The organism is Nocardioides pacificus (assembly GCF_054775955.1).
This window is the reverse complement of the sequence record NZ_BAAHCI010000005.1, coordinates 889,664-902,621: the sequence shown is the minus strand read 5'-3', so window position 1 is coordinate 902,621 and position 12,958 is coordinate 889,664. Positions and strand designations below refer to the sequence as shown.

The 12,958-nt window shown below is 72.0% G+C and carries 11 protein-coding genes, 2 tRNA genes and 1 other RNA gene; 5 read left to right on the top strand and 9 right to left on the bottom strand.

The window, feature by feature from the left end; translation table 11 throughout:
• Nucleotides 1–45: 45 nt before the first annotated feature.
• Nucleotides 46–119: transfer RNA gene (locus ACYU7L_RS06885), tRNA-Pro, on the top strand.
• 132 nt (nt 120–251) lie between these two features.
• Nucleotides 252–1,241 (top strand): hypothetical protein, encoded by a 990-nt coding sequence (locus ACYU7L_RS06880; RefSeq protein WP_460794598.1) that lies wholly within the window; start codon nt 252–254, stop codon nt 1,239–1,241.
• 122 nt (nt 1,242–1,363) lie between these two features.
• Here ACYU7L_RS06880 and ACYU7L_RS06875 read toward each other — a convergent pair whose 3' ends face one another.
• From ACYU7L_RS06875 to ffs, 7 genes are all read right to left on the bottom strand, one after another.
• Complete coding sequence (locus ACYU7L_RS06875; protein WP_460794597.1) at nt 1,364–2,395, bottom strand: aspartate-semialdehyde dehydrogenase; 1,032 nt, start codon at nt 2,393–2,395, stop codon at nt 1,364–1,366.
• Nucleotides 2,392–3,663: an aspartate kinase gene (locus tag ACYU7L_RS06870; protein ID WP_460794596.1), complete on the bottom strand. Its 1,272-nt coding sequence runs from the start codon at nt 3,661–3,663 to the stop codon at nt 2,392–2,394. Before ACYU7L_RS06870 ends, ACYU7L_RS06875 begins: the two co-directional genes overlap by 4 nt.
• A gap of 112 nt (nt 3,664–3,775) precedes the next feature.
• Entirely contained in the window at nt 3,776–4,504 is a 729-nt protein-coding gene (locus tag ACYU7L_RS06865; protein ID WP_460794595.1) for a DUF5063 domain-containing protein, read from the bottom strand.
• A complete protein-coding gene (gene recR / locus ACYU7L_RS06860; RefSeq protein WP_460794594.1) occupies nt 4,497–5,096 on the bottom strand; it encodes a recombination mediator RecR in 600 nt (199 codons plus the stop codon). The genes ACYU7L_RS06865 and recR overlap by 8 nt, the downstream gene beginning before the upstream one ends.
• An 8-nt stretch (nt 5,097–5,104) precedes the next feature.
• Nucleotides 5,105–5,494 (bottom strand): YbaB/EbfC family nucleoid-associated protein, encoded by a 390-nt coding sequence (locus ACYU7L_RS06855; protein WP_460794593.1) that lies wholly within the window; start codon nt 5,492–5,494, stop codon nt 5,105–5,107.
• Nucleotides 5,495–5,608: 114 nt separating this feature from the next.
• Nucleotides 5,609–7,780 (bottom strand): DNA polymerase III subunit gamma and tau, encoded by a 2,172-nt coding sequence (locus tag ACYU7L_RS06850; protein ID WP_460794592.1) that lies wholly within the window; start codon nt 7,778–7,780, stop codon nt 5,609–5,611.
• A gap of 120 nt (nt 7,781–7,900) precedes the next feature.
• An RNA gene (ffs, locus tag ACYU7L_RS06845) (signal recognition particle sRNA small type) lies at nt 7,901–7,991 on the bottom strand.
• A gap of 94 nt (nt 7,992–8,085) precedes the next feature.
• Here ffs and ACYU7L_RS06840 point away from each other — a divergent pair.
• The 3 genes from ACYU7L_RS06840 (at nt 8,086) to ACYU7L_RS06830 (ending at nt 10,225) form a co-directional block, all read left to right on the top strand.
• Nucleotides 8,086–8,173, top strand: a tRNA-Ser gene (locus ACYU7L_RS06840).
• Between the two features lie 81 nt (nt 8,174–8,254).
• Nucleotides 8,255–8,983, top strand: a complete 729-nt coding sequence (locus ACYU7L_RS06835) for a hypothetical protein (protein ID WP_460794591.1) — start codon at nt 8,255–8,257, stop codon at nt 8,981–8,983.
• Nucleotides 8,984–9,238: 255 nt separating this feature from the next.
• Entirely contained in the window at nt 9,239–10,225 is a 987-nt protein-coding gene (locus ACYU7L_RS06830; protein ID WP_460794590.1) for an ECF transporter S component family protein, read from the top strand.
• On the opposite strand, the gene ACYU7L_RS06825 is transcribed toward ACYU7L_RS06830, so the two are convergent.
• Both ACYU7L_RS06825 and eccB read right to left on the bottom strand, forming a co-directional pair.
• Nucleotides 10,194–11,513, bottom strand: coding sequence for a S8 family peptidase (locus ACYU7L_RS06825; protein ID WP_460794589.1), 1,320 nt, complete (start codon nt 11,511–11,513; stop codon nt 10,194–10,196). The genes ACYU7L_RS06830 and ACYU7L_RS06825 overlap by 32 nt on opposite strands.
• The gene (eccB, locus tag ACYU7L_RS06820; RefSeq protein ID WP_460794588.1) at nt 11,510–12,958 is read right to left on the bottom strand and encodes a type VII secretion protein EccB; all 1,449 of its coding nucleotides are present in this window, start codon (nt 12,956–12,958) and stop codon (nt 11,510–11,512) included. The genes ACYU7L_RS06825 and eccB overlap by 4 nt, the downstream gene beginning before the upstream one ends.

Genomic DNA, 12,958 nt, shown 5'->3' with positions numbered 1-12,958 from the left:
GGGCTCCGGTATGCTCGCCCGTGCCGTGGGCCCAGCGCCCACAATCGGGCTGTGGCGCAGCTTGGTAGCGCGCCTCGTTCGGGACGAGGAGGCCGCAGGTTCAAATCCTGTCAGCCCGACGTTTGATCAGGCCGGACCCCCAGGGTCCGGCCTGATCGCGTTCCGGCCTGATCGCATTCGGGCCTGATCGCATTCGGGACGAGCCGTCCGCCCGCACTGCTCGCGTCCCCTTCTCTGGCAGACTGCCCGCCATGGTTGAGAAGGACCCCGGCACACCCGACGAGTCCGCGCTGGAGCTGCCGTCGTTCGGCCTCCGGCGCAAGAAGCGCAAGCGTGGCGCCGCTGGCGCGCCGTCCGGCGAGCAGGAGACGGCGATCCCTGCCGAGGTGGCCGAGCCGGAGCTCGCCGAGTCCGGGGTGACCGAGCCGGAGCTCGCCGAGTCGGGCGTGACCGAGCCCGAGGTGACCGAGCCCGCGGTGGTGGAGACGATCTCCGTGCCCGAGGTCGCTGCCGAGCTCGAGGTCGAGGACACCCGCGACGACACTCCCGCCGTACCTGACGCGAGCGCCGACGAGCCCACCGTCATCATCGAGAAGCCGGCCCGGCTGGCACCCGCCGCTGCGAGCCCCGTCGCTTCGAGCCCTGTCGCTTCGAGCCCTGTCGCTTCGAGCCCCGCCGCTTCGAGCCCCGCCGCCGCGAGCCCTGCCGCAGGTCCGTCAGCGGCTGCGGAGGATCACGACACTCTCGTCCAGAAGACCTCTGCGGTCGACGAGGACGCTGCCGATGAGGATGCCGGCTACGGGCACGCTGGCGACGAGGACGCCGACACGGACTCCCGCCCCTCCGGCTTCGTGCTGCCCGCGCTCGCGCCGATGACCGCGGCCGTCCTCACCGGGCTGGTGATCGGACTGGCGCTGGTCGGGCTGACCGCACTGTCGATGCGCGGCTGCAAGGCGGTCAACGGCACGTCCTCGTGCGGCAACCCGGGCCTGCTCCTGGTGCTGGCCATCTTGATCACGCTCATCTTCGCCGGCGGCGCACTGCTGCGCGCCTTCAACGTCGCCGACCCGGGCAGCACCAGCTTCCTCGCCGTCGGCGTCACCACCGTGATCGCGCTGGTGTTCCTGATCGACGTGCTCTTCGCCTGGTGGATGGTGATCGTCATCCCGGTGGTCGCGATGCTGTCCTTCGCCCTGTCCCACTGGGTCGCCACCAACTTCGCTGAGCCCGCCCGCGACTGACCCGGCGCTCGCTTGTAACGCGGGGTTATCCGGTCTGCCCGAGCGCTCTAGCGCTGTGGTAGTTCGGATAACCCCGCGTTACAGCTGGCGGGGCGGGGGCGTACGGCGCGCTGGCGCCGCGCTCAGCGGGCCGCGAGGAGCTCGGCGATCTGGACCGTGTTGAGGGCCGCGCCCTTGCGCAGGTTGTCGTTGCTGATGAACAGCGCCAGGCCGCGGTCGTCGTCGACGCCCGGGTCCTGCCGCAGGCGCCCGACGTACGACGGGTCGTTGCCGGCCGCCTGGAGGGGCGTGGGGATCTCGGAGAGCTCCACACCGGGGGCGTCGGCCAGGAGCTCGCGCGCCCTCTCGACGGTCATCGAGCGGGCGAACTCGGCGTTGATCGCCAGCGAGTGACCGGTGAAGACCGGGACCCGCACGCAGATGCCGGAGACCCGCAGGTCGGGGATCCCGAGGATCTTGCGCGACTCGTTGCGGAGCTTCTGCTCCTCGTCGGTCTCGTGGAGGCCGTCGTCGACGATGGAGCCGGCCAGCGGGACGACGTTGTAGGCGATGGTGCGGGCATACTTCGTCGGCTCCGGGAACGCCACGGCGCGTCCGTCGTAGGCGAGCTCGGTCGCCTTCTCCCCGGCGGCGAGCACCTGGGTGGCGAGCTCCTCCACGCCGGCGACGCCACTGCCCGAGACGGCCTGGTAGGTCGACGCGATGAGACGGACCAGTCCGGCCTCGTCATGCAGCGGCTTGAGCACCGGCATCGCGGCCATCGTGGTGCAGTTGGGGTTGGCGATGATGCCCTTGCGCGCCTCGGCGATGGCCCCGGGGTTGACCTCCGAGACGACCAGCGGCACGTCGGGGTCCATCCGGAAGGCCGAGGAGTTGTCGACCACCGTGACGCCGGCCTCGGCGAACTTCGGGGCCAGCGCCCGCGAGGTCGTCGCCCCGGCCGAGAACAGCGCGATGTCGAGGCCGCTCGGGTCGGCGGTCGCGGCGTCCTCGACGGTGATGTCGCGGTCGCCGAAGGGCAGCACGGTGCCGGCGGAGCGGGCGGAGGCGAAGAACCGCACCTCGTCGGCCGCGAACCCACGCTGGAGAAGGATCTGTCGCATCGCGACGCCCACCTGGCCGGTGGCGCCGACGATGCCGATGCGCACGCTCATCGGCCGGTCCCGCCGTAGACCACGGCCTCGACCTCTTCGGCGTCGAGGTCGAACGCCGAGTGGGTCGCCCGGACCGCGGTGTCGATCTGGGTCTCGTCGATGATCACCGAGATCCGGATCTCCGAGGTCGAGATCATCTCGATGTTCACCCCGGCCGCCGCGAGCGAGGCGAAGAACTTCGCGGTGATGCCGGGGTGGGAGCGCATGCCGGCGCCGATCAGCGAGACCTTGCCGATCTGGTCGTCGAAGAGCAGCTTGTCGTAGCCGACCTCGGGCTGGATCCGCGAGAGCGCGCTCATCGCGCTCTGACCGTCCTCGCGGGGCAGCGTGAAGGAGATGTCCGTGCGACCGGTGGACGCCGCCGAGACGTTCTGCACGACCATGTCGATGTTGACCTCTGCCGCCGAGAGCGTCTCGAAGATCCGAGCGGCCTCACCCACCTTGTCGGGCACCCCGACGACGGTGATCTTGGCCTCGCTGCGGTCGTGAGCGACACCGGCGATGATCGCCTGTTCCATCTGATCTCCCTGGGAGTTGTCGGGCACGATCCAGGTGCCTTCCTTCTGGCTGAAGGAGGAACGCACGTGGATGGGCATGTTGTAGCGGCGGGCGTACTCGACGCACCGCAGGTGGAGGATCTTCGCGCCCGAGGCCGCCATCTCGAGCATCTCCTCGGTGGAGAGCCGGTGCAGCTTGCGAGCCGCCGGCACGATGCGCGGGTCGGCGGTGAAGACTCCGTCGACGTCGCTGTAGATCTCGCAGACGTCCGCGCCCAGCGCGGCGGCGAGGGCCACCGCGGTGGTGTCGGAGGCGCCACGGCCGAGCGTGGTGACGTCCTTGGTGTCCTGGCTCACGCCCTGGAAGCCGGCGACGATGGCGATCGCGCCCTCCTTGATGGCGTTCTCGATGCGGCCCGGCGTGATGTCGATGATCTTCGCCTTGCCGTGCACCGAGTCGGTGATCACACCGGCCTGCGAGCCCGTGAAGGACTGGGCCTTGTGCCCGAGCTGGGCGATGGCCATCGCGACGAGCGCCATCGAGATCCGCTCACCGGCAGTGAGCAGCATGTCCAGCTCGCGCGGCGGCGGGAGCGGCGTGACCTGCTGGGCGAGGTCACGCAGGTCGTCGGTCGTGTCCCCCATCGCGGAGACGACCACGACGACGTCATGGCCTGCCTTGCGGGTCGCCACGATGCGCTGCGCGACTCGCTTGATGCCGGTCGCGTCGGCAACGGACGAGCCGCCGTACTTCTGCACGACAATGCCCACGGCTGCTTACCTCTTGAGGGTCGGTTGCGTCGAACGGCCGCGCACCCTCGAGGGTCCCCCAAGGAGACCGGCCGCAGGGCCACGCCATGCTGCGCGGCGACCGCGGAAGAGTCTACCGGGGGGTCTGCTCGAGAGATCCGAGCATCTCATTAGCCGCGGCCACCTGCTCCTCGTCGACGGCGAACTCCGCGTCGAGGCGGTCGTGCGCGACGATCGACTGCAGTGCCCGCAGCACCCCGCTGGCCTCGTTGCCCCAGCTCGCGACGTACGAGAACTGCCACCACCACAGGGCCTCGAGCACGCGGCCGGCCCGCAGGTGGCGCAGGCCGTGCGCCAACGACGCCGCGACGCTGGTCAGGTCGTCGGACAGCGCCGACGACACGATCTCGGGCTCGCCGTAGGTGTCGAACACCTCGGAGTAGATGTCGACCCCGTCGAGCATCTTGGCCAGCCGCAGCCGCATCTCGTCCAGGTCGGGGTCGGGGCCGGCGTCGGGCTGGAACTCCTCGGCGGGCGTGAAGTCGCGCTGCACTCCGAGACGGGCACCGGCCAGCAGCACCTGCGAGACCTCGAGGAGCAGCAGCGAGATCGCCCGGCCCCCGTCGGCCTCGCGAGCGATCGCCTGGAGGGCGAGCAGGAAGCTCTCGACCTGGTCGGCGATCTGGTGGGCGAACTCCTCGGTCGCGGAGTCCAGCACCTCGGGCGCTGCGGGGACCGGGCCGACCAGCACCTCCGCCTCGGGAGAGGCGCCGGAGGCGAGCACTGCGGCAACGGCGGCCTCGAGCTCGACCGTGGGATCCACGGTCAGGTCGCTCGCGGCGTCGGGCGTCTGGTCAGTCATCAGCGGATCGTCTCCCTGCAAAGGCTCGGCCGAGCGTGATCTCGTCTGCGTACTCGAGATCACCACCCACCGGCAGTCCACTCGCCAGACGCGTCACGCGCAACCCCAAGGGCTTGAGCATACGAGTCAGGTAGGTCGCGGTCGCCTCCCCCTCCAGGTTCGGATCGGTCGCGAGGATCACCTCGGTGACGGTCCCGTCGGCCAGCCGCATCATCAGCTCGCGGATCCGCAGCTGCTCGGGGCCGATGCCGTCGATGGGCGAGATGGCTCCGCCCAGCACGTGGTAGCGGCCCCGGAACTCCCGGGTCCGCTCGATGGCGACGACGTCCTTGTACTCCTCGACGACGCAGATGACGACCGGGTCGCGCCGCGGGTCACGGCAGATGCGGCACTTCTCGTCCTCGGAGACGTTGAAGCACACGCTGCAGAACTTCACCCGCTGCTTGACCTCGATCAGGACCTCCGCCAGCCGGCGTACGTCGACCGGGTCGGCCTGCAGCAGGTGGAAGGCGATCCGCTGCGCGCTCTTGGGACCCACGCCGGGCAGCCGGCCGAGCTCGTCGATCAGGTCCTGGACGATGCCTTCGTACAACGCGGGACCTAGAGGCCCAACTGGCCCGGGAGTCCGCCCGGTCCGGCGTCACCCGCGCCCCCGAGTCCACCCGAGAGCGGGCCGAGCTTCTCGCCCGCCAGCGCGTCGGCCTGCGCCTTCGCATCGCGATAGGCGGCCACGATCATGTCCCCGAGGTCGGTGAGGTCGTCGGCGTCTCCGCCGTCGAAGCCACCGGCCTTGATGGCCACGCCCTGCAGCTCGCCGACGCCGTTGACGGTCACCGTCACGGCCCCGCCTGCCACTGTGCCCTCGATGGACGAGGCGGCCAGCTCCTGCTGGGCGCTCTCGAGCTGGGCCTGCATCTGCTGGGCCTGCTGCAGCAGGGCGTTCATGTCGAAACCGCCTCCGCCGAGCGCCTCGAACGGGTTCTGGGTCATGCGATCACCTCTGCGTCTGGTTTGCGGGCTTGGGGTTGCTGGTGTGCCTGTACTGAGATCACGGGTGGGAGGTCACTGGCGGGAGGTCACTGGCGGGAGGTCACTGGCGGGAGGTCACTGGCGGGGGATCTCCTCGATCACCTGGGCGCCGAGCTCACGCTGGAGCAGCTCGGCCCCCACCAGGCCGTCGCTGTCGGCGTCCATGTCGTCGCGTCGGGCGTCGGCGTCCGCGGCATAGCGGTCGACCTGCTCGCCCTGCCCTGCGACCCGGGTCTGCTGGATCGCGTCACGCGCGGCTGCGATCGAGCGCGGGTCCGTGGAGCGGTCCGCCGCGACCGGCGGCGTCGGCGAGGGCTCCGGGGGAGCATCGTCGGGCGGCGGCTCGGGTCCGTCGTACGGCGGCGGCTCGGGCGTCGGGGCAGCCGGCTGGCCGGGGGCGGTCTGCGGCTGGAACGCGGGCTGGGCTTGGGCGGCGGGCACAGCCGCCGATCCCTCCCCCGGGCGGGCGCCGGGCGCGACGATCGCGTCGACCTTCCAGTCGACACCGACCACGTCGATCGCGGCCTGGCGGACGATCTCCGCGCTGCCGCCGTTGGCGAAGGAGTCGCGCGCGCCGGCGTTGGCGAAGCCCAGGGTGAGGGTCTTCTCGTCGACGTCCATCACCTGGGCGTGCTGCGTCAGATGGATCCAGGTGACCCGGCGGCGCTGCTTGGTCGCCTCGACGATGTCAGGCCACAGCCGGCGTACGTCGACGAGCCCGAGACCGCCTCGGGGAGCCTGGGGCTGCTCCTCGACGCGGGCAGGCTGCGACGGGGCAGGCGGCTGGGTGGCCACCGGCTGCGCCGGGGCCGGCGGGGCGGGCACCGGCTCAGCCGGCGGGGCCCCGGCAGCGGGGACCGCCGTCATCGGCCAGGACTCCTCGGCGGCGGGGGGCGCCGGTGCGGGACTGGGGGCCGCAGGGCTGGGGGCTGCAGGGCCGGGGGCTGCAGGGCTGGGAGCCGCAGGGCTGGGAGCCGCAGGGCTGGGAGCCGGGGCGACGGCAGGCGTCGGTGCAGCGGCAGGCGGCGCACTCGGCGACGAGGCGATGTGTGCGATCGGAGCCGATGGCGCGCCCCCGCTGATCGCCATCCGCTTCTCGAGGCGGTCCAGGCGGGCCATCAGCCCGTCGGTGGAGTCGTCGGCGCCGGGCAGCAGCACCCGCGCGCAGATGAGCTCGAGCAGCAGCCGGGGCGCGGTGGCCCCGCGCATCTCGGTGAGACCGGCCGCAGCGATGTCGGCGGCACGGCTGAGCTCCACGGCACCGAACCGGGCTGCCTGCGCGACGAGCCGCTCGGCCTGGTCCTCGGAGACGTCGATCAGCCCGGTCGCGGGCGCGTCGGGCACCGCGGCGACGATCACCAGGTCGCGCAGCCGGCGCAGCAGGTCCTCGGTGAACCGGCGCGGGTCCTGCCCGGTCTCGATCACCTTGTCGACCACCCCGAAGACCGACCCGCCGTCACCGGCGGCGAAGGCGTCGACGACCTCGTCGAGCAGCGAGTCCGGGGTGTAGCCCAGCAGGCCCGTGGCGAGCGCATAGGTGACCCCCTCGGCCCCGGCCCCGCCGAGCAGCTGGTCGAGCACCGACAGCGTGTCGCGCGCCGACCCCGCCCCGGCGCGGACGACGAGCGGCAGCGCGGCCGGCTCGATCGCCACGCCCTCCTTCTCGCACAGCTCCGAGAGGTACGACGACAGCAGCCGCGGCGGGATCAGCCGGAAGGGGTAGTGGTGGGTGCGTGAGCGGATCGTCGGCAGCACCTTGTCCGGCTCGGTGGTGGCGAAGATGAACCGCAGGTGGGGCGGGGGCTCCTCGACGAGCTTGAGCAGGGCGTTGAAGCCCTGCGTGGTGACCATGTGGGCCTCGTCGATGATGTAGACCTTGTAGCGGCTGTGCACCGGCGCGAAGAACGCCTTCTCGCGCAGGTCGCGGGCGTCGTCGACACCACCGTGGGAGGCGGCGTCAATCTCGATGACGTCGATCGACCCGGGACCGCCCCGGGCCAGGTCGACGCAGCTGCGGCAGGTGCCGCACGGATCGGACGTCGGAGCCGACTCGCAGTTGAGTGAGCGCGCGAGGATCCGAGCGGAGGTCGTCTTGCCGCAGCCGCGCGGCCCGGAGAACAGGTAGGCGTGGTTGACCCGGTTGTTCGCGAGCGCGTTGCGCAGCGGCTCCGTGACGTGATCCTGGCCGATGACCTCGGCGAACGTCTCGGGCCGGTAGCGGCGGTACAGCGCGAGGGGTGACTCCACGATGTGAACCCTAACCAGCGGCACCGACAGGCGACACCCGGGAGCGGGTGGGGCTGTGGAACCGGCGAGGCTGTGGAGCGGGTGCCGCCCGCCGACGACCGGGACCCACCCCGGAAAGCAAAAGGCCCCCCGCGCACCCGACAGAGCTCACTTACCCTTGCTGCCTTCCGGCCCTGGGGGAGTTGGGCGAGATGCCGCCACACGGGGGGTTGGCCACGAGTGTAGGGGACGGCCTCGGCGGCACCAAAGCCGCCTCGACGCGGCCCGATTTCACCCGCCCGCCCGTGACAGGTACGCTCCTGCGCGGAGGATTCGCCTAGTGGCCTATGGCGCTCGCTTGGAAAGCGGGTTGGGTTAACGCCCTCAGGGGTTCGAATCCCCTATCCTCCGCCACGCCGCGCAAGCGGCCCACGCCGGTCCCGATCACAGGTCGGGGCCGGCGTTCGCCATTCGGACCCTCGCGAGGTGGGTGCTGTGGACGACCCGGCAGACGACCAGGCACAGGCAGTACGGCGAGCAGCACGGGTCGTCGACGTCCCCGGGGCCCCGCTCAGCCTCCGTCTCGACGACGTCTCCCGCACCCGAGAGGGCGCTCGGCTGGACTGGTCCTTCGTCGACCCGGAGAGCCATGCCGGCGATCCTCACCCGCACGGGCGCCGGATCCGGGGCTCCACCCAGGTCCCCTCTCCACGAGCCCCCTCCGAGGACCTGGCCCGCGATTGGTGGGCCGCCGCCCAGCTCGCCGCCGCCCACCGCTTCAAGGAGCAGGTCGACAGCGACGCCATGCCCGGCGTGCCCTACGTCCACCGGACCTGGAGCGTCGAGGAGGCCTGGGAGGCCCTGGTCGCCTATCTCGGGCCGCACTGCACCGAGGTGCGCCCGGAGGACGGCATCATCCGCGTGGACGACGGCTACGAGCAGACGACCTTCCTCATCGACCCGACGGAGTGGGCGGCCTACCTGTCAGACGTGGAGCCCACGGCTGTCGACGAGCACCCGGACGACGCCACCGAGGCCCATCTCGCGACCGGGATCGTCCCGACAGCCGTGCCGCTCGTCGACGGGCTCCCCCTGTGGGCGGTCGACGAGCTGGAGGAGGCGACCGGTTCAGGAGGCCCCGTCATCGCCCTGGTCGAGGGGGAGCTGGCCGAGGGGGAGCTGGCCGAGGGGGAGCTGGTCGACGGGGATCCGCAGGACCTGTGACCGAGAGGTCCATCCCGTCCGACGACGGAGGGGCATCGGTCGGGCGCGGCCCGCGAGCCTCCCCCGCGGGCTCGCGGGCTCGCGGACTCCTTCCTACGTCCTGTCCTGCCCGATCCCAAGCAGAACCGGGCTCCCCGGACAATCCCGAACACCGACCCCAGCGTCCTCGCGCTCACTAGAGTCTGACTCGACTGCTCTCGCGAGGGGTATATGCATGTAGGCAGCACATGTCGGCGAGTCGAGGAGGAGCACCAGGTGGACGGCACGTCGTCCGGCAGACGCGAGGGCGCGCGCTGGGATCTCCTCGCCGAGCGCCTGCAGGCGCTGCGCCTGGAGGTCGGCGAGCCGTCCTATGCCGAGATCGCGCGACGGATCACCGAGCGCAGGCTGGCGCGTGGCCTGGAGCCGCACGCCTCCCGCGTGGCGCGCACGACCGTGTACGACGCCTTCCGCACCGGCCGGGCCAGGGTGAACATCGCGCTCGTCCGGGAGATCGTCGACGCGCTCGACGGCGAGGACGGGCAGGTGGACGAGTGGATCGCGCTCGTCCGCGGCCAGTCCGCCCCGGGCTCCGCGCCCGAGACGCCGAGCGACCCGCCCGCCGTGCCGGCTCTCGTGGCGTCCGCGAGCGACGCCCCCGCGTCCCGCGAGCGTCCCGGACTCGGCCTGGTGCTCGCGCTGATGGCGGTCTGCGTCCTCATCAACCTCCTCGGCCGGACCCTCGTCGACTTCCTCTCCCTGCCCGTCTATCTCGACATGGTGGGGACCGCTGTCGCCGCGATCGTCCTGGGCCCGTGGCTCGGCGCGGCCGTGGGTGGTACGACGAACCTGCTCGGCGTGGCCACCAGCGGCACCGCGTCCCTGCCGTTCACCCTGGTCAACGTCGCAGGTGCGCTCGTGTGGGGGTACGGCGTGCGCCGGTGGGGCCTGGGCCGGACCCTGCCGCGCTACCTCTCCCTCAACGTCCTCGTGGCGCTCGTCTGCTCGCTGATCGCGGCGCCGATCCTCGTGCTCGTCTTCGATGGCTCGACCGGGCACGGGGAGGACACCATCACCGCCAGCTTCCTCGCCCTCACCGACGAGCTGGCGATGGCGGTCGGGCTCTCCAACCTGCTCAGCTCGCTCGGGGACAAGGTCATCAGCGGCTTCCTCGCTCTGGTCGCGGTCTCCGCACTCCCCGCCGTGCTGCGGCCGCCCTGGCCGCTGCCCCTCACCCCCGCAGACGAGCGAACAGCGGCTTGAGCAGCAGCGCCAACACCAGCACCGCACCGGCGAGCACGCCCCACCACAGGAAGTCGTGGCGCGACTCGACCAGCTCGTCCTCGGCCGGCCGGCCGGGCGAGGCGATCCCCTCGGACTCCGCGACGTCCCGCGTCGCCACGACGTCCCCAGCGTCGTCGAAGCGCAGCGGGCGGGTCAGCGCCTCGGCGGGACGGGCCATGCCCATCCCCGTGTAGGGGCTGCGCACGTCGTCCGCGCCGTCCGCGGTCGCGAGCAGCCGCGCCACGACCTGCTTGGACACCGTGCGCGGATCCTTCTTCCACTCGTAGCGCTCCAGCAGCAGCGCCACCAACCCGCTGACCTCGGCCGCGGCCCAGGACGACGCCGGGGCCTCCACGACGCAGATGCTGCCGTCGGGCACCGTCGTCACGGCGTGGCGCGTGGGCACGGCGATGTCGGTGGAGAAGCTGCGCAGGACCACGTCGGCGGGGTCCTCACCGGGTTCCACGCTCGTGCTGACGCCGATCACCCCGTCGTACGACGCGGGGTAGAGGCGCGCGTCCTCGTCGTCGTCCTGCTCGGCGAACTCGCCGTGCAGCGGGTCCTGCTCGTCGGTGGGTCGGTTGCCGACCGCGCCGACCACGATGACTCCCCGCTTCTGCAGGCGACGGACCTGCTTCTCGATGCCTGGACTGTGGTCGACCCACAGCGACAGGTTCACCACGCCGATGTCGTTGCCGCCACGGCTGCGCTCCACCCGGTCGGCGACCCAGGCCAGACCCTGCTCGACGCTGCGTGGCGTCAGCTGGACGGCGTCGTCCCCCACGGTGGCGGCCGCCCCGTCGAGGACCTTGACCGACACGATCCGTGCACCCGGCGCGGTCCCCATGCCGTCCTTGCGGCGTCCGGCGATCAAGCCGGCCACCTGCGTGCCGTGGGTGTCGAGGATCTGGGGCCCGCCTCCGTCCGGGGTCACGGGCTGCTCGCCGACCACCTCGACGTGGGGGGAGCTGACCCCGGTGTCGAGCACCGCGACGGAGATCCCCTTGCCGGTGGCGTGCTCGTGGGCGAGGTCGATGCTCAGCTGCTCGAGGGGTGCACTGGGACCGTCCACGTCGGTCGGACCGCCCTCGACGGGGTTCGGATCGGACGGGCAGACCGGGTCACCCTCCGCCGCCGTGGCCGGCACGACGGCTCCGGACACGACGACTCCGGGGACGCCCACCGCCAGCACCGCGCCGGCGCCGAGCAGGAGGGAGGCCAGGGCACGGGCCCCGCGGGCCCCGCGGGCCCCACGGAGGAGCGTCACGAGCAGGTGCTCCGCGCCTCGGCGTCCGGCGGACGCATGGCGTCCTCCTGGGACAGGTTGACCCCGCACCGGAAGAGGTCCTTCCAGGTGTCCGGTACGACGCGCGCCTCGTGGTCGCCGTACCCGAGGAGCGCAGCGGTGTCCGGACCGACCAGCTCGTAGCGGACGCCCTTCACGTCGACCACGAAGGGGGTGCCCGCCTCGCTCTCGTCGAACGCTCCCGACATGAAGTAGGCCGCGTGACCGGCCTCCACCCCGGCCATGTGCTCGTCCGCCGCGATGGCGCCCCCACCCCCCTCGGCGCCGTCGCTCGCGTCCGCCTCGGCGCCCCGCAGGGCGCTCGCGCGGTCGCCGGGATCCCCGGCCAGCAGCACCCGGGGTGCCTCGCCGACCTCGGTGTCCAGCTGGGCGCAGAGCTCGCCTCCCTCGGCCGTCAGGGACTGCGCGGGCCACTCGACCGGGAAGTTCTCGCCCACGCGGTTGGGAGGCGTCCCCGCCACCTGCCCGCTCGTCTGCTTGCCGGCGAGGACGGAGTAGATCTGGGCCGCGAACGGGGTGAGGCTCACCAGCCCGTCGTCGCTCACCAGGATCCGCTCGTCGCCGTAGGTCACCAGGTCGCCCACCCGCGCCGATCGGCCATCCTCGAGCTCCAGGGAGGTGGCAGGGGGCTTGCCGAGCCGGGTCAGGTCGCTGAACCCGGCGAGTGCCAGGGGCGGACCGGCCGGGAAGAGCATCACCCAGTCGTCGGGGACCGGGATCGCCTCCGTGCTCGGCGGCATGCCTATCGCCGAGAGCAGGCTGTCGCGCATGGACTTCGGGAGCTCGAAGGCATGGACGTTGGGCTCGGCGGAGTGGCGCTCGGGGACGTCGGCGATCAGGAAGTAGCGCCCGTCCGGCGTCGACACGACACTGGCCGAATCCCGGCCCAGCGCCGTCACCTCGGGGTCGACGGCAAGGTCGAGCCGGATGCCCGCGTCCGGCGCGGTGCACGCGGTCCACCCGTCGTCAACGAGCCGGTCGGGCTCGGGCAGTCGGGTGGGAGCACCGAGGATGCCCAGCAGGTCCCCGGTCTCGGCGTCGTCGATGTACTCCTGGGCCACACTCTGCGAGCTGAGGTCCGCCCCGAGGATCAGCTTGGCCGAGGTGTTGTTGACGACCGGGTGGAGCACCGGGTCCTCGTCCTCGGTGATGACGTAGTTGGTGCCGTCCTCCTTGGCGATCACCAGACCCCGCTTCTGCCAGTCCGCCGCGGGCCGACCGGCGAGGATGCCGCCGATCGCCGCTCCTGCCAGCAGCAGGACGGCCAACGCCACTCCGCCGATGATCGTGCGGCCGGGGCGGGTGGGCTCGACCTCGCGCCCCCCGGGCGCCCCGCTGACGAACGCCGTGACGAGGCGCCGACGGCTGAAGGAGTGCGCCTCGACCAGATCCCGCTTGGTGGCCAC

Bases quoted from the DNA above. Each gene is read 5' to 3' on its own strand.
- ACYU7L_RS06880 (WP_460794598.1), top strand. From the start codon at position 252: ATGGTTGAGAAGGACCCCGGCACACCCGACGAGTCCGCGCTGGAGCTG.
- ACYU7L_RS06875 (WP_460794597.1), bottom strand. From the start codon at position 2,395: ATGAGCGTGCGCATCGGCATCGTCGGCGCCACCGGCCAGGTGGGCGTC.
- ACYU7L_RS06865 (WP_460794595.1), bottom strand. From the start codon at position 4,504: ATGACTGACCAGACGCCCGACGCCGCGAGCGACCTGACCGTGGATCCC.
- ACYU7L_RS06855 (WP_460794593.1), bottom strand. From the start codon at position 5,494: ATGACCCAGAACCCGTTCGAGGCGCTCGGCGGAGGCGGTTTCGACATG.